This window comes from Conexibacter sp. JCM 18997 (assembly GCF_055391915.1).
In genome coordinates this window covers 1,139,611-1,155,142 of the sequence record NZ_AP043885.1, presented here as the reverse complement: position 1 = coordinate 1,155,142, position 15,532 = coordinate 1,139,611, and the positions used below count along the sequence as shown (strand labels likewise).

General features: G+C 74.1%; 18 protein-coding genes. 3 read left to right on the top strand and 15 right to left on the bottom strand.

Features of this window, described 5'->3' with window-relative positions:
• Positions 1-5: 5 nt before the first annotated feature.
• From ACZ5UI_RS05995 to hisF, 7 genes are read right to left on the bottom strand one after another with little or no spacing between them, the layout of a single operon-like run.
• Positions 6-650 carry a YggS family pyridoxal phosphate enzyme gene (locus ACZ5UI_RS05995; RefSeq protein WP_464195233.1) on the bottom strand — a complete coding sequence of 215 codons (645 nt, stop codon included), beginning with the start codon at positions 648-650 and terminating at the stop codon, positions 6-8.
• Complete coding sequence (locus ACZ5UI_RS05990; protein ID WP_464195231.1) at positions 638-1,357, bottom strand: purine nucleoside phosphorylase YfiH/LACC1 family protein; 720 nt, start codon at positions 1,355-1,357, stop codon at positions 638-640. The genes ACZ5UI_RS05995 and ACZ5UI_RS05990 overlap by 13 nt, the downstream gene beginning before the upstream one ends.
• Positions 1,357-2,352 (bottom strand): hypothetical protein, encoded by a 996-nt coding sequence (locus ACZ5UI_RS05985; RefSeq protein ID WP_464195229.1) that lies wholly within the window; start codon positions 2,350-2,352, stop codon positions 1,357-1,359. The genes ACZ5UI_RS05990 and ACZ5UI_RS05985 overlap by 1 nt, the downstream gene beginning before the upstream one ends.
• A gap of 12 nt (positions 2,353-2,364) precedes the next feature.
• Positions 2,365-3,519 carry a tRNA nucleotidyltransferase/poly(A) polymerase family protein gene (locus ACZ5UI_RS05980; protein WP_464195227.1) on the bottom strand — a complete coding sequence of 385 codons (1,155 nt, stop codon included), beginning with the start codon at positions 3,517-3,519 and terminating at the stop codon, positions 2,365-2,367.
• Positions 3,520-3,542: 23 nt separating this feature from the next.
• Positions 3,543-3,947 carry a hypothetical protein gene (locus tag ACZ5UI_RS05975; RefSeq protein WP_464195225.1) on the bottom strand — a complete coding sequence of 135 codons (405 nt, stop codon included), beginning with the start codon at positions 3,945-3,947 and terminating at the stop codon, positions 3,543-3,545.
• Positions 3,944-4,384, bottom strand: a complete 441-nt coding sequence (locus tag ACZ5UI_RS05970; RefSeq protein WP_464195223.1) for a hypothetical protein — start codon at positions 4,382-4,384, stop codon at positions 3,944-3,946. The genes ACZ5UI_RS05975 and ACZ5UI_RS05970 overlap by 4 nt, the downstream gene beginning before the upstream one ends.
• Positions 4,385-4,394: 10 nt before the next feature.
• Positions 4,395-5,168, bottom strand: a complete 774-nt coding sequence (hisF, locus tag ACZ5UI_RS05965) for an imidazole glycerol phosphate synthase subunit HisF (protein ID WP_464195221.1) — start codon at positions 5,166-5,168, stop codon at positions 4,395-4,397.
• A gap of 54 nt (positions 5,169-5,222) precedes the next feature.
• Between hisF and ACZ5UI_RS05960 the strand changes: the two genes are divergently transcribed.
• On the top strand, positions 5,223-6,638 hold the full coding sequence (locus ACZ5UI_RS05960; protein ID WP_464195219.1) for a hypothetical protein: 1,416 nt from the start codon (positions 5,223-5,225) through the stop codon (positions 6,636-6,638).
• Here the strand turns inward: ACZ5UI_RS05960 and ACZ5UI_RS05955 are convergent.
• The 8 genes from ACZ5UI_RS05955 to murA form a co-directional block, all read right to left on the bottom strand.
• Entirely contained in the window at positions 6,635-7,576 is a 942-nt protein-coding gene (locus ACZ5UI_RS05955) for an N-acetylglucosamine kinase (RefSeq protein ID WP_464195217.1), read from the bottom strand. The two genes, ACZ5UI_RS05960 and ACZ5UI_RS05955, sit on opposite strands and share 4 nt — an antisense overlap.
• 20 nt (positions 7,577-7,596) lie before the next feature.
• Complete coding sequence (gene hisA, locus ACZ5UI_RS05950) at positions 7,597-8,355, bottom strand: 1-(5-phosphoribosyl)-5-[(5-phosphoribosylamino)methylideneamino]imidazole-4-carboxamide isomerase (RefSeq protein ID WP_464195215.1); 759 nt, start codon at positions 8,353-8,355, stop codon at positions 7,597-7,599.
• Positions 8,355-9,011 (bottom strand): imidazole glycerol phosphate synthase subunit HisH, encoded by a 657-nt coding sequence (hisH, locus tag ACZ5UI_RS05945; protein ID WP_464195213.1) that lies wholly within the window; start codon positions 9,009-9,011, stop codon positions 8,355-8,357. Before hisH ends, hisA begins: the two co-directional genes overlap by 1 nt.
• Entirely contained in the window at positions 9,008-9,598 is a 591-nt protein-coding gene (gene hisB, locus ACZ5UI_RS05940) for an imidazoleglycerol-phosphate dehydratase HisB (protein ID WP_464195211.1), read from the bottom strand. The genes hisH and hisB overlap by 4 nt, the downstream gene beginning before the upstream one ends.
• Positions 9,595-10,872 carry a histidinol dehydrogenase gene (gene hisD / locus ACZ5UI_RS05935; RefSeq protein WP_464195209.1) on the bottom strand — a complete coding sequence of 426 codons (1,278 nt, stop codon included), beginning with the start codon at positions 10,870-10,872 and terminating at the stop codon, positions 9,595-9,597. Before hisD ends, hisB begins: the two co-directional genes overlap by 4 nt.
• A complete protein-coding gene (gene hisG / locus ACZ5UI_RS05930) occupies positions 10,862-11,497 on the bottom strand; it encodes an ATP phosphoribosyltransferase (protein WP_464195207.1) in 636 nt (211 codons plus the stop codon). The genes hisD and hisG overlap by 11 nt, the downstream gene beginning before the upstream one ends.
• A complete protein-coding gene (locus ACZ5UI_RS05925; RefSeq protein ID WP_464195205.1) occupies positions 11,494-12,423 on the bottom strand; it encodes an ATP phosphoribosyltransferase regulatory subunit in 930 nt (309 codons plus the stop codon). Before ACZ5UI_RS05925 ends, hisG begins: the two co-directional genes overlap by 4 nt.
• A gap of 108 nt (positions 12,424-12,531) precedes the next feature.
• A complete protein-coding gene (murA, locus tag ACZ5UI_RS05920; protein ID WP_464195203.1) occupies positions 12,532-13,839 on the bottom strand; it encodes a UDP-N-acetylglucosamine 1-carboxyvinyltransferase in 1,308 nt (435 codons plus the stop codon).
• Positions 13,840-13,996: 157 nt separating this feature from the next.
• Here murA and ACZ5UI_RS05915 point away from each other — a divergent pair, with 157 nt between their 5' ends.
• Positions 13,997-14,932, top strand: a complete 936-nt coding sequence (locus ACZ5UI_RS05915) for an HAD family acid phosphatase (protein WP_464195201.1) — start codon at positions 13,997-13,999, stop codon at positions 14,930-14,932.
• Positions 14,933-14,945: 13 nt separating this feature from the next.
• Entirely contained in the window at positions 14,946-15,524 is a 579-nt protein-coding gene (locus ACZ5UI_RS05910) for an HDIG domain-containing metalloprotein (RefSeq protein ID WP_464195199.1), read from the top strand.
• The last annotated feature ends 8 nt before the right edge of the window (positions 15,525-15,532 follow it).

Here is a 15,532-nt window from a genome sequence, read left to right as displayed (position 1 = left end):
CCCTGCTAGCGCCGAGTGTAGAGCCGTGAGCCAACGCGAACGATCGTTGCACCTTCTCGTGCGGCGACCGCGTAGTCCTGCGTGGTGCCCATCGACAGCTCGCGCAGGTCGTGGGCCGCGGCCAGCTCGCGCAGCGCGGCGAACCAGCGCGCGTTCTCGGCCGGAGCGTCGGCCAGCGGCGGCATCGTCATGAGGCCCACGATCGACCAGTCGGCCGCGGCGGCCCGCTCCAGGTAGGCGGGCAGCGCCGCCGGGGCGATCCCCGCCTTGCCGGCGTCCCCGGCGACGTTGACCTCGACGAGCACCTCGGTGCCGGCCGTCGCGTGGCGATCGAGCTGATCCAGCGCCGAGTCGCTGGCCACCGAGTGGATCCAGCGCACGAGCGGCAGCACCTGCTTGACCTTGCGGCTCTGCAGCTGCCCGATGAAGTCCCAGGTCAGCTCGGGGTGGTCGGCGTGCTTGTCGGCCAGATCCTGGGCCCGGTTCTCGCCGTAGACCTGGATCCCCGCGTCGACCAGCGCGCCGAGCTCCTCGCGGGCCACGTACTTCGTCGCGGCCAGGACCTGCACGCCGGGCCCGACCTCCTCGCGCACCGCGGCGAGGTTCTCGCGCACCACGTCGGGATCCAGGTCGCGGATCAGCTCAACCATGCGACGCCCGCCTGGCGCCCCGTGTGTCCCCGGTCGCGGCGATGGGAGAAGAACAGCTCGGGCTCGCACACCGTGCACAGCCCGCAGTCCTCGACCTCCTCCACCCCGGCGGCCAGCAGCTCGCGCCGGGCGATCTCCTTGAGGTCCAGGTTGCGGCCGTGGCGGGCGTCGGGATACGCGCTGAACGCCTCGCGCACCTCGTCGCCGACCTCGAAGCAGCAGGCACCGATCCCCGGGCCGATCACCGCGACCCGATCCCCACCCACCCCGTCGCCGAGCGCCGCGGCGCCGCGCGAGAGGATCCCGCCGGCCAGGCCGCGCCAGCCCGCGTGCAGCATGGCCACGCCCCGCTCGGAGGCGATCGCCACCGGCAGGCAGTCGGCCACCATCACGGTCACGGCCTGATCGGCGCGCGCGGTCACCTGCCCGTCGGCGTCGGGCAGCGCGACCGCGTCGGTGGCGATCGTCGTGCCGTGCACCTGGTGGGAGATGCGCAGCGGGCGCCCACCGGCCGCGGTGGCCACCCAGGCCCGGTTCTGCGCGACGGCCGCCGGGTCGTCGTCCTCCAGGTCGACGCGCGTGCGGCCCAGGTTCAGCGAGGCGAACGGGCCCCGGGAGACGCCGCCCCGGCGCGTGGTGAACAGGGCGCGCGCGCCATGCCCGAGCGCGGCGGCCAGATGGTCGCCGTCCCACGAGAACAGCGACATCAGACCAGCAGGTCCAGGCCGGGAATCGGCGTGCGTTGGGCGTACTCGAAGTGCGCGGTGTGCTCGCCGATCAGCGTCTGGCGGTGCACCCAGCCATGCCGGGGGCTGCGCACGCGATCGAGGACGGTCAGATGGATCGTGGCCACCTCGCTGTTGTAGCAGTAGGCCAGCTCGCCATCGGGGTCGGTGTAGGTCACGCCGGCCAGGTGATCGCGGTCGACGGCGACCCGTCCCTGCACCCGGCGAGCGCCGCCGATCACCTCGAAGTCCCAGCCGGTCAGCCCGAACTGCGACGCGTTGGCGAACACGCGCACCGGGTTGGTCGAGGCGAAGTCCTCGCCCAGGAACCGCCCGACGAACGGGGTCGACGGGCCGACCTCCCGGCCGAAGCGCGGGACGTAGACCGAGACGCCGTCCAGGAACGTGTCCGGCGCCGTCGCGCCCTCGGCATCGACGAAGTCACCGGCGTGCACCCAGGCCCAGCGCGCCGCGTGCTGGGCGCCGTACAGGTGCGCCTGGCCGCCGCGGGCGCTGTCGATGCGCAGCTCCCGGCCGCCGGGCAGCTGGACCGTTCCGTGCACGAGCACGTCGCCGTGGGGCAAGGTGAGGATCGTCTTGGCGATCTTCGCCCTGGCCAGCACGGGATGCACGTGGTCGTACGGGCGCCCCGGGGCCCAGTGCAGATCCCAGGCCACGTCGTCGAAGCGGCCGGCCATGCCGTCGTCGGCCAGGTGCGCGTCGCCGACGGTCAGCCGGAACGGCTCGTCCACCGCGGTCAACCGGTCGATCGGATAGGTCGCCTTGCGGGCCAGCACCGAGTCGGCGTGCGGGTCCATGGCCAGGAACCACAGCGAGCACGTCGCCGGCCCGTCCACCGGCGCGACCATCGTCTGGCGGATCCACACGCCGACGCCGGATGCGGGGTCGGTGAACGTGAGGTACCAGACCTCGTAATGCCCGGGCGACCCGTCCCACTGCATCGCGTTGCGCTGCACGGCGTGGCGAGCCTACCCCTCCAGCGCGGCTCGTAGCTCCGCTTCGCGTCCGGGGGCGATCGTTCCGTCCAGCCGGGCGGTCAGCGCGCGGTCCAGCGCGTCCCGGATCGCGGGACCCTCCGGGACGCCGGCCGCGATCAGATCGCGACCGTCGATGACCAGCGCGACGTGGCGCAGCTCGTCCAGGAAGCGGCGCGCCTCGTCCTGGGCTCCCAGCGCCCCGGCCAGGGCGACCATCTCCGGCGGACGGTTGCGGGCGGCCGCGACCAGCGCCGACGGACGGTCGGCGGCGCGCAGCTCGCCCGCCAGCGTGTCGGCGCCCGCGGTCTCGGCCGCGCGGCGGCGCGCCGGGCGCGACCCGTCGAACCACTGGATGTTGCGCTGGGCCGCGCGCGCGTCGCCGATCGCGCCCGACGCCACGGCGACCAGGTCCACCCGCGCGTCGGCAAGGAGCGCGATCGCGGCGCGGGCCAGGCCGGGGTCCACCCGCGGGGTCGCGCCGGCGGTCAGCGCGTGCGCGGCCGCCAGCGTCTGCAGCGGATCGGGCTCGGCCAGCGCCAGGCGCAGCTCGCTGGCGATCCGGTCGCGCGTGACCTCCAGCAGCGCGCCGCCGCCGACCGCCTCGGCGGCCAGCCGGGCGGTGGCCGGATCCGGCGTGAGCCCGAGGCGACCGGCGTAGCGGACCATGCGCAGGATGCGGGTGGGGTCATCGAGGAACGACCGCTCGTGCAGCACGCGCAGCGTGCGCGCGGCGATGTCGTCGCGGGCGCCGGGGACCTCGACCTCGCGCCCGTCGTCCAGCGCGACGGCCAGGGCGTTGACCGTGAAGTCGCGCCGGCGCAGGTCGTCCTCGATGCGCGCGCCGAGCGTCACGTCGGGCAGCGCACCCGGTCGCGCGTAGGTCTCGGTGCGGGCGCCGGCCAGGTTGACCTTCGCGCCGCTCTCGGTCAGCCGCACCTCCGCGGTGCCGAAGCGCTCGTGCGCGGAGACCAGCTCGCCCAGCGCGCGGGCCACGGCGAGGGCGTCGCCCTCGACGACGACGTCGAGGTCGCGCACCTGCGCGCCCAGCAGCGCGTCGCGCACCGCCCCGCCGACCAGCCACAGGCCGCCGCCGTGCGCGCGCAGCTCGGCCAGGCCCGGAACGTCGCTGAGGCGGTCGAGCAGCATCGACCGCGCATCCTGACGGACGGTCAGGCTTGCAGCAGCGTGCTGACCGCGGCGATCAGCCTCTGCAACCGCACGGGCACGTCGTCCGCGCCGTCCTCGACGCGCACCGTGTGCCCGCCGGAGCGCAGCACGTAGAGGAAGCCGTCGTCGACGCCCCCGAGGGGCGCGTACTCGGCGTCGAGCGTGTCGAAGCGCGCCTCCCGCAGCGCGGTCCGCGCCGCGCGGGTGCGCTGGGCGGCCAGTCGCACGGGCGCCTTCTGGCGGTGGACGACCACCGCGACGCCGTGCTCGCCGATCGTGATCCGGTCCTGCACGCCGGCGAAGCCGCCGGTGCGCTCCACGACCAGCCGTGGCGTCGCGGCCACCGCGGGCGCCGCACCGGCCAGCAGGCCCAGCGCGACGACGAGTCCGACCAGGCGACCCCTCACTCGTTCATCTCCGCCGCGGCGGCGGCCTGCAGCTGGGCCAGCGGCTCGGGGACGTCTTCGGCCAGGTCCTGCAGGACGATCGTCTCGCCGCCCGCGGTGAACACGTAGTCGATGCCGTCGGCCACCACCGTCCCCTCCGGCGGCCCGTAGCGCTCGTCCAGCCCCCGGAAGTCCAGCTCGCGCAGCGCGCTGCGGACGGCGGTGGTCTGCGCCTTGGTCAGCGCGACCTCCTGGCCCTGGTTGTGGCTCACCGTCCCGGTGCCGTCGGCCCGGACCAGCAGTCGATCGTGGATGCCCCCGACGCCGCCGCTGCGCTCGACCACGAGCGGCAGCGCGGTGGACTGGCTGACCGTGGTCGGCGTCGTGTCGGTCTTGTCCTCGTCCCCGCAGGAGGTCAGCACGAGGGCGACGAGCAGGGCCGGCAGGAGCGCGCGCATGGCGGAAGTCCTACCCGTTTGTGGCCGGAGGGCGAACCGCGAGGCCCGCGTCGGCCAGGTAGCGCTTGGTCTCGGCGATCGAGAAGCGCCCGAAGTGGAAGATCGAGGCGGCCAGCGCCGCGTCGGCCCCGGCGTGCAGCGCGTCGGCCAGGTGCGACAGCTCACCGGCACCACCGGAGGCGATCACCGGGACCCCGACCGCGTCGCTGACCGCCCGGGTCAGCTCCAGGTCGTAGCCGACGTTCGTTCCGTCGCGGTCCATCGAGGTGAGCAGGATCTCGCCGGCGCCGCGCTCGACCGCCTCCCGCGCCCAGCCGACCGCCTCGATGCCCGTGGGCGTGCGCCCGCCGGCCAGGTGGACCTCCCAGCCGTCGCCGTCCGCGCGCCGCTTGGCGTCGATGGCCAGCACCACGCACTGGTTGCCGAAGACCGTGGCCATCTCGGTCAGCAGCTCGGGCCGCTGGACCGCGGCCGAGTTGACCGACACCTTGTCCGCACCCGCGTCGAGCACGGCCTGGGCGTCGGTGGCCGAGCGGATCCCACCGCCGATCGTGAAGGGCACGAACACCTCGTCGGCCGTGCGCCGGGCCAGCTCCACCACCGTCTCGCGCTTGTGATGCGTCGCGGTGATGTCGAGGAAGACGAGCTCGTCGGCGCCTTCACGGTCGTACAGCGCCGCCAGCTCGACCGGGTCGCCCGCGTCGCGCAGATCGAGGAACTGCGTGCCCTTGACCACGCGCCCCGCATCGACGTCGAGGCAGGGGATGACGCGCTTCAGGTGCATGGGCGTTTGAGGCTAGCCCGGAAGATCCGGGCGCCGATCCGCGTCTATCCCCCAATGCTGCGGTCCGCCCTCATCGCCCTCGCGGGCGCGCTCATCCTCGGGCCGAGCGCACACGCCGCGGTGCGGATGATCCCCGTGGAGCAGTCGGCGACCGACGCGACGCCCGTCGTCACGGCGTCGGGCGCCGTGCTGTGGCTCGATCAGGGCGCCGACGGCGTCGAGCGGCTGATGCGGGCCGCCCCGGGCGCGACCACCGCCACGACGGTGGCCGAGCTGCCGCCGACCGACAAGCCGCTGGGCGGGCCGTTCATCCGCGTCCTCTACACGCTGGCCGCGTCCGACGAGCGCGTGGCCATCGGGCGGGTCGGCGACATCTGCCCGGGCAGCTGCACGAGCGGCGCGCGCCGCCGGGTGATCGCCGAGCTGTTCACCGGCACGCCGGCCGGTGGGCTGGTGCGCGTGCAGGGCTGTGGCTTTGCCGACGGTGAGGCCGCCTGCGACACCGAGGCGCCCTGCGCGGCGACGATCGGCCGCACCCGGGTCGACGGCCCGACGCTGGCCTACCAGCTGGACACGACCGCGCCCTGCTCGGCCTCGCCGCCCATCACGATCGACCGCCTGGGCGCCGCCCCGGCGACCACGACCCTCACCGGGCCCCTCGGCGGTCTGGCGGGCACCTACCTGGTCACCGGTCGCGAGCCGCTCCCGGCCGGCGCCGGCGCGCCCGCCACCGCGTACGACTGGATGGCGGCCGGAGGGCCGGCCGTGCTGGCCCGGGCGCCCCAGCCCGCGCTCTCGGCCGCCGTCACCGCCGACGGGATCCTGGCCTACGTCGACGGGGGTCAGCTCTTCGCGGTCGGCCCGGGCCGGACGTCGAGCATCGTCGGCCCGGCCAGCGCCGACGAGCGGATCACCGCCGTGGCCGGCGACCGCATCCTGCGGACGCTGGGCCATCGCCGCGCCCGCGTCGTCGCGCTGACCGGCACCGCCGCGCCGACCGAGGTGCCGCTCATGGACGACGTCAGCTCCGACCCGATCAACGCGCCCTTCTCCTTCAACGGCACCCAGGTCGCCTACGTGGGCACGCACTGCCAGGTGCAGGCCGTCGTCGTCCAGCCGATCGCCGAGCCGATCCCCGGGTCCTGCCCGCGGCCCACGGCCCGGTCGATCACGCTGCGCGGCCAGGAGGCGGTCATCCCGCTGCTCTGCCCCGCCGGCCGGCTGGACTGCGTCGGCACCTTCCGCCTGAAGCTCGTCGCCAACGGCCGCCGGGTGGACCGCGACAGCGGCTTCTACATCGCCGGCGAGGGCGACGCCAACACGTGGTCGGTCACGCTGAAGCGCGGCCCGCTGCGCCGGCTGCGCGCGGCCCGCGCCGCCCACGTCGAGCTCACGCTGACGCCGTTCACCGAGCAGGGCGCGACGCCGAGCGTCGCGCCGCGCACGCTGCGCATTCCCGTCCGCGGCTAACCGCGCCAGGCCAGCCCGACGACCGTGCCGATGCTCTCCTCGCGGGCCAGCACCACGGCGCCGTCGATCGACGTGCCCGCCGCCTGGACGATCCGCGCCGCCGGCCAGCGGCGCGTGAGCTCGCGGGCGAACGGGTCGCGCAGCAGCGGGCCGGCCTTCCACACGTTGCCCAGCGGAGCGACGTCGGCCGGAATCCCCGGCGAGAACAGCCGCCGCAGCGCCGCCACCGCGCTCAGCGCCAGCGCCTCCCCCGCGTCGGTCCAGATGTTGCGCGAGGTCACGTCTCCCGCGTGGGCCGCCTCGGCGACGTCGGGCGCGAACGAGGCGACGATCCGCGAGGTCGGGACGTCGGAGCGCAGGATCGCCGCGGGCAGCCCGCTGATCGGTCCCCAGCGCGCCTCGGCGGCCGCGCGCAGTGCCATCGAGCCGCTGCGCCCGTCGTAGGCCCGCAGCGCGGCCCGCAGCCCGGCCTGGCCGATCGCGAAGCCGCTGCCGTCGTCGCCCAGCAGCGAGCCCCAGCCATCGACGTGCGCCCAGCCGTCGGCGCCGTCGTGGCCGAGCACCACCACGCCCGTGCCCGAGGCCACCACGACGCCCGCACGCAGACCGCCCAGCGCGCCCAGCAGGGAGGTGATCCCGTCCGTGGCGATCGCCACCGGCGCCCGGGTGTCCAGCCGCGCGCGCAGGCGCGTGGCGATCCGCTCCATCTCGGCCTCGCTGATCAGCTCGAAGCCCGACAACCCGATCCCGATGCCCTCGATCTCGCCACCCCGCGCCGCGAGTCCGAACTCGGCCACCGAGGCCAGCAGCGCGGTGGCCACGTCGTCGGGTCCGAGGTCGTGCTCCATGCGGGGAACGCCCGCGACCTGCTCGCCCACCGTGCCGTCCGACAGCGCGGCACGGATCCCCGTCTGGCCGGCGTCGATCCCGACGAACACGCCGCCGCGCTCCTCGCTGCCTACTTCTTGGACGCCTTGGCGGGCTTGGGCTTGGCCTCGTCGAGGACCTTCAGCGCCTCGGGCACCGTGAAGCGCTTCTCGTACAGGGCCTTGCCGGCGATCACGCCGCTGAGGTTGACCTGGCGCAGCTTGACCAGGCCCTCCAGGTCGGCCAGCGAGCCGACGCCGCCGGAGATGATGAAGCGGCCGCGGACGATCGAGGCGATCCAGGCGACCTCGTCGAGGTCCAGGCCCTGGAGCATCCCGTCCTTGTCGACGTTCGTGTAGACGAACTGGCGCACGCCGCGGTCCTGCAGGCGCTGGATCGCCGCGTCGGCGGGCATCTGGGTGGTCTCCTGCCAGCCGGCCGCGGAGACCTTGCCGCCGCGCACGTCGACGCTGACGACCACGCGCTCGCCCCAGTTGGCCAGCGCCTCGTCGAGGAAGTCGACGTCGCGGAAGGCCGCGGTGCCGAGGATCACGCGCTGGGCGCCGGCGCGCAGGGCGTCGCGCACCGCGCCGATGTCGCGCAGGCCGCCGCCGTACTGCACGGGGACGTCCAGCTCGCGGGTGATGCGCTCGAGGTGGTGGAGGTTCTGCGGGCGGCCTTCGCGGGCGCCGTCGAGGTCGACGACGTGCAGGTAGCGCGCGCCCTGATCGACCCAGGAGCGGGCCGCGTCGAGCGGGTCGTCGTCGTAGACCGTCTTGGCGTCGAAGTCACCCTTGGTCAGCCGCACGGCCTTGCCGTCGGCGATGTCGATCGCGGGATAGAGGCGCATCAGGCGGCGACCCGTTCACACAGCCGCGCGAAGTTCCGCAGCAGGCCGAGGCCGTGGGTCGAGGACTTCTCGGGGTGGAACTGCGCCCCGAACACGTTGTCGCGCGCGACCACCGAGGCGAACGACTCGCCGTAGTCGCTGACGCCGAGCACGTCCTCCGGATCCGCCGGGTGCGGCGCGTAGGAGTGCACGTGGTAGAAGATCGACGGGTCGGGCAGGCCGTCCAGCAGCGGCGACTGCGCGACCCAGCGAACCTCGCTCCAGCCGATGTGCGGGAGGTTGAGGTCACCGGCGTCCAGGCGGCGCACGGCGCCGCGCAGCAGCCCCAGACCGGTGGCGCCGTCGTGCTCGTCGGAGGACTCGAACAGCAGCTGCATCCCCATGCACGAGCCGAAGAACGGCATGCCGCCGCGGGCGCACTCCAGCAGCACGTCCTCGAGATCCAGCTCGCGCAGCGTGCGCATCGCCGCCGGGAACGCGCCCACGCCGGGCAGCAGCAGGCCGTCGGCGGCGCGCAGCTGCGCGGGATCGCGCGACATCGACACGGTCGCGCCGACGTGCTCGAGCGCCTTCTCGACCGAGCGGCGGTTGCCCATCCCGTAGTCGACGATGGCGATCCGTGCCGGTGTTGGGGGCGGGCGGTGGGAACGGTTCACAGCACGCCTTTGGTCGACGGGATCCCCGTCTCGGTCGGATCGATCGCCACCGCGGCGCGCAGCGCGCGGGCGAAGCTCTTGAACAGCGCCTCGATCACGTGGTGGACCCCGCCGTCGGCCTCGACGGTCAGGTGCACGGTGATCCGCGCCTGGTTGACGATGGCCCGGAAGAACTCCTCGGCCAGCTCGTGCTCGAACCCGCCGGTCACCCCGCCGGGCAGGGCGCCGGTGAAGCGCAGGTACGGGCGGCCGGAGACGTCGATCGCGCACGACGCGCGCGCCTCGTCCATGGGCACGACCGCGTGCCCGTAGCGGTAGATCCCGGCGCGGTCGCCCAGCGCCTGATCCAACGCCTGCCCGAACACGATGCCGACGTCCTCGACGGTGTGGTGCGCGCCCGTCTCCAGGTCGCCCTTGGCGGTCACGTCCAGATCCAGCCGGCCGTGGCGGGCCAGCAGGTCCAGCATGTGGTCGAAGAACCCGACCCCGGTGACGCGCTCCCCCGCCCCGGATCCGTCCAGGGACAGGCGCAGCCGGATGTCGGTCTCGCCGGTGGTCCGCTCGATCTCGGCGCTACGGGTCGTCATGACGGCGCTCCATTCTGGCGGGCTTCCATCGATTCGGCATGGACGGTGAAGCCTTCGGCGCGCGCGACCGGGGCCCCGGCCCGGGCCAGCGGGCCCGCGGCGCGATCCACGTGCACCTGCGTCATGCGCCGGCGGAAGTGGCGCGGCGACAGCCCGGAGGCGAAGCGCGCGGCGCCGCCGGTGGGCAGCACGTGGTTGGAGCCGGCGACGTAGTCGGTGAAGGCGGTGCCGCTCGCGGTGCCCACCAGCAGGGTGCCCGCGTTGCGCACCAGCGGCGCGCGCGCCTCCGCGCGCTCGCCGACGAGCTGCAGGTGCTCGGGGGCGAACGCGTTGGCCAGCGCGATCGCCGCGTCGGTGTCCTGCACCAAGACGAGCGCCAGCGGCGCGAAGTCGACCTGGGGCCGATCGGCGGCCAGCGCGACGGCGCGCGCGGCGATCTCCTCCAGCGTGTCGGGATCGCGGCACACGAGCACGGCCAGCGAGCCGGGCCCGTGCTCGGCCTGGGCCAGCAGGTCGAAGGCGACGATCGTCGCGTCGGCGCCGGGATCGGCCACGACGAGCACGTCGGACGGGCCGGCGAAGCCGTCGATGCCCACGAAGGCGGTGCACTGCACCTTGGCCTCCTGCACCCACAGGTTGCCGGGGCCGACGACCACGTCGACGCGCGGGATCGACGCGGTGCCGAAGGCCAGCGCCCCGATCGCCTGGGCGCCGCCCATGCGGTAGACCTCGTCGACGCCGCACAGCGCGCAGGCGCCGAGCACGACCGGGTCGATCTCGCCGTTGCGCCCGGGCGGTGACACGACGACGACCTCCTCGACGCCGGCCACGCGCGCGGTCGTCGCGCCCATCAACACGGTCGACGGGTAGGGCGCGCGACCGCCGGGCACGTAGACCGCCGCCCGCTGGACGGGCAGCTCGCGCACCAGCACGCGCTGGCCCTGGGGCAGCAGGATCTCCGCGTCGTCGCCCAGGCTGGCCCCCGCCACCGCGGCGATGTTGGCCATGCCGACCTCCAGGCCGGCGCGCACGTCGGAGCGCAGCGCGGCCGCGGCGGCGTCCAGCTCGGCCGGGCCGACGCGCAGGGGCTTGGGGTCCGCCCCGCCCGTGTCGTGCTGACGCGTGAGGTCCAGCACCGCCGCGTCGCCCTCGGCCCGCACGCGCGACAGGATCGCGCGCACGCCGTCGGCCACGCTGTCGGGCGCCGGCACGAGCGCGCGCACCTGCGCGGCGACCTCGGCGGGGACGCCGATCGCGAAGCGCTCAACGCGCACGCAGGGCCTCCAGGACCGCGTCGATCTCCCGCGCGCGCAGCTTGTGGGCCACCGGGTTGGCGATCAGCCGCGCGGTCGACTCGGCGATCTCCTCGCGGATGACCAGGCCGTTCTCGCGCAGCGTCGTGCCGGTCGCGGTCAGATCGACGATCGCGTCGACCAGCCCGGTCAGCGGGGCCAGCTCGACGGAGCCCTTGACCTCGACGATCTCGGCCTGGCGGCCGGTGTCCTCGAAGTAGCGGCTGGCGATGCGCGAGTACTTCGTGGCCACGCGCATGATCCCCAGACGGCGCAGCGCCTCGGCACCGGGGTCGTCGCCCGCTTGGGAGGCGAGCACCATCTGGCAACGGCCGAAGCCGAGGTCGAGCAGCTCGTAGACGTCGCGCCCGGCCTGCTCCATCAGCACGTCCTTGCCGACGATGCCGATGTCGGCCGCGCCGGCCTCGACGTAGGTGGGCACGTCGGACGGGCGCATGGTCACGATGCCGACCGACTCGAACAGGAGCTTGCGGTCGTTGGAGCGCACCTCGGAGGTGTCGACGCCGAGCATGTCCAGCAGGTCCAGCGTCCCGCCCATCAGCGCGCCGCGCGGGACGGCGATCGTCAGCCCGAGCGTCTGGTTCATGCGCGCAGCGCCAGTGCCTCGTGGAGGCTGTCGATGGTCAGGGCGAAGCCGACGGCGGGCAGCGGGCGCCCGAAGCGGCCGAGCAGCTCGTCGTAGCGGCCCCCGCCGCCCAGCGGCGCGCCGATGCCCGGCGCGTACACCTCGAAGATCGCCCCGGTGTAGTAGCCGAGCTTGCGGGACAGGCCGAGATCGAGGATCACGCGGTCGCGCACGCCCGGCGAGAGCAGGTCGATGACCGCGGCGAGCTTGCCGCCGGCGTCACCGGGCAGCCCGTGCAGCACCTCGGGGCCGCCGCGCAGCAGCGGCACGCGGGCGATCCGCTCGTCGAGCCCCAGCCGGCGCACCTCGCGCTCCAGGCCGACGAAGTCGCGCGTGACCAGCTCGTGCAGGACCGCGTCGCGGTCCTCGGCCCCGACGCCGGCGTCCTCGAGCAGCCGCGGGACGATCGAGGCCGAGCCCAGCCCGAAGCGGAAGTCACGCAGGCCGGTGGCCTCCAGCGCGCGGGAGAGGACCTCGAGCACCTCGGCGGTGCCCGCGGGCGTCGGCGCGCCGATCAGCTCGACGCCGGCCTGGCGGAACTCGCGCATCTGACCGCGGTGCGGGCGCACCTGGCGGTAGGCGTTGGCCACGTAACAGAAGCGCAGCGGGAGCTCGGCCTCCGGGTAGCGCGTCGAGGCGACGCGGGCGATCGGCACCGTCATGTCGGTGCGCAGCGCCAGCACGTTGCCGTGGTCGTCGGCCACGCGGTAGGCGGGCAGCATCCCCTCGCCGCGCGCGAGCACGGACTCGAACTCGAGCGCCGGCGTGGCCACCTCACCGTAGCCGGCGTCGCCGAACACGTCGCGCACGGCGTTCTCGATGGCGCGCAGCTCGCGCATCTCGTCGGGCAGGACGTCGCGCGTCCCGCTGGGGATCGGGTGGATCATGCGGCCCCGCAGGCTATTGGGGTGAGCGTCGAGGGGCCCGCCTTCGGTGACGCGGTCACGTTCGCGCGCGACGGAGCCGCGCGAGGCACCCTCGGCATCCCTGGTGCGCTACGAAACGGGGAGCGGCTCGGTGGCCACGCGCTCGATGCGCGCGCCCAGCTCACGCAGGCGCTCGTCGATGCGCTCGTAGCCGCGATCGATCTGGCGGATGTTGCCGATCTCGCTGGTGCCCTCGGCGCACAGCGCGGCGATCAGCATGGCCATGCCCGCGCGGATGTCCGGCGACTCCAGCCGGCTGCCGCGCAGCTGGCTGCGCCCGTAGACGATCGCCCGGTGCGGGTCGCACAGGATGATGTTCGCGCCCATGTTCACCAGCTTGTCGGTGAAGATCATGCGGTTCTCGAACATCCACTCGTGGATCAGCACCTGCCCCTGGGACTGCGTGGCCAGGGCGATGGCGATCGAGGTGAGGTCGGCCGGGAACGCGGGCCACGGGCCGTCCTGGACGCGGGCGGTGAACTCGCCCATGTCGCGCTTGGCCACCAGCGTCTGACCGCCGGGGATGAAGACGTCGTCGCCGTCCCACTCGCTGTGCAGCCCGATGCGCCCGAAGACGAGCTGGATCATGCGCAGGTCGTCGCGCACGCAGTCCTTGATGCGCAGCTCGCCGCCGGTCACGCCGGCCAGCGCCATGAAGGACCCGATCTCGATGTGGTCGGGCGCGATGTCGTGCGTGCACCCGTGCAGGTCGGTGGTGCCGTGGACCGTGAGCACGTTGGAGCCGATGCCGTGGATGGTCGCCCCCATCTTCACGAGCATGCGCGCGAGATCCTGGACGTGCGGCTCGCAGGCGGCGTTGCCGATCACGGTGCTGCCGGGCACGCGGACCGCGGCCAGCAGCGCGTTCTCGGTGGCCATCACGGACGGCTCGTCCATGAACACGTCGCCGTGGCGCAGGCGACCACCCGTGGCCCGGACGACGACGTCGCGGCCGAACGCGACCTCGGCACCGAGCGCGCGGAACGCGTCGAGATGCGGGTCCAGGCGACGGCGGCCGATCACGTCGCCGCCGGGCGGCGGCATGCGCGCCTCGCCGAAGCGGGCCAGCAAGGGGCCGGCCAGCAGGAAGGACGCGCGAATCGCCTCGGCCTTGGCCCGGTCGATCTCGGCCTCGGCGGTGACCAGGTCGGCCTGCAGCGCGACCTCGTGCTCGCCCTGCCAGGTGACCCGCACGCCCAGGCCGCGCAGGATGTCGAGCATCTCCTCCACGTCGCGGATGCGCGGGACGTTGCGCACGACGACCTCGTCGGTCGTGAGGACCGACGCGGCGAGGATGGGGAGGGCGCCGTTCTTGTTGCCGGCCGGGACAACCGTCCCGGACAGCGGGGCGCCGCCGTCGATGACGAACTTCTGCATGAGAGGTTTGGGCGGTTGCGCCTGCGGCGGAATCGATGCAGTGCGCTCGGCAAGGGTAACAACCATGTCGCGGTGAGCTTCGGCGTCGCGGGCGCCGCCCCTCCCGTTCACCGAACGTTGACGCTGGAAATGCGCGTGAGCGGGCACCACACAGTCCATGACCGCGGCACGCACGCTGGCGATCGCCCTCCTCGCCTGCATCACCCTCACCACCGCTCCCGCCTTCGCCGACGAGATGACGGCGCAGGAGAAACGCGACTACGTCTCCAGCGGGGCCTATCTGGCCGACGTGACGGTGGCCGCCGCACCGGCCCGCGCCTGGCTGGACGCGCGCAGCGACCAGATCGCCCAGCTCACCGCGGCCTGCGCGAGCAGCGGCCAACCGGTGGGCGTGGCGGCCAAGCACAAGGCCAAGAAGCACAAGGCCAAGAAGCACCACAAGCCCAAGCACAAGCACAAGAAGCGCAAGCCGAAGAAGCCGGCCCGCAAGAAGCCGGCCGCGAAGAAGCCCGCGCCCACGAGCAGCGCGCCCTCGGCCTCGGCACCCGCCGCCCCGGTGGCCTCCCCCGCTCCGGCGCCCGCGCCGGTCCCGGCGCCCAGCGGCCCGGACGCCGCCACCTGCGCCGCCGTCCCGGCCAAGCCGGCGCTCGTGCTGGACATCGACGAGACCGCGATGTCGAACTACATCGGCGTGCCGATCGGCGACCCGGGCTCGGGCAGCGCGGGCCAGGCGATTCCCGCCGCCGCGGGCGTGGACACGGCGATGCCCCCGATCCTCGCGCTCTACCAGGACGCGATCGCCCGCGGGATCACGGTGTTCTTCGTGACCGCCCGTCCGCCGCAGATCCAGGTGACCACCGAGAGCAACCTGCGCCGCGTCGGGTACACGATGTGGGGCGGCCTCTCGTTCAAGCCCGAGAGCCAGTTCCTCGCCAGCGCGTCCAACGTCCCCTACAAGTCGGGCGAGCGCGCGAAGATCGAGGCGGCCGGCTACCGGATCATCGCCAACGTCGGCGACCAGCAGAGCGACCTGGACGGCGGCCACGCCGAGCGCGCGTTCAAGCTGCCCAACCCGTTCTACACCTCCAGCTAATACGCTCCGGGACATGCCGGACATGTCCCGTGAGCAGGCCTGGGAGCTGCTGACCGAGTGGGTTCAGGCGCCGTCGCTGCGCCGCCACTGCCGCTGCGTCGAGCTGTGCATGCGCGCCTACGCCGAGCAGCAGGGCGCCGATGCCGAGCAGTGGGGCCTGGCCGGCCTGCTGCACGACGCCGACTGGGAGCGCCACCCGGACTTCGAGGCCGACGACGGGCACCCGCGCACGATCATGGCCGAGCTCGAGCGCCGCGGCGAGGACCCCGCCGTCGTGCGCGCGATCGCCTCGCACGCCGACTACCTCGGCGTCTCGCGCGACAGCGAGCTGGAGAAGGCGCTGTTCTCCTTCGACGAGCTGTCGGGCTTCGTCGTCGCCTGTGCCGCGGTGCGGCCCGAGGGCCTGCACGGCCTGACGCCCAAGTCCGTCAAGAAGAAGCTCAAGCAGCCGAGCTTCGCCGCCGCCGTCAACCGCGATGACGTGCGGCACGGGGCTGAGGAGCTGGGCGTCGACTTCGACGAGCACGTGCGCTTCGTCGTCGCCGCGCTCGAGCCGCACGCCGTCGAGCTCGAGCTCGACGGCACCGCCTAACGCCCCGC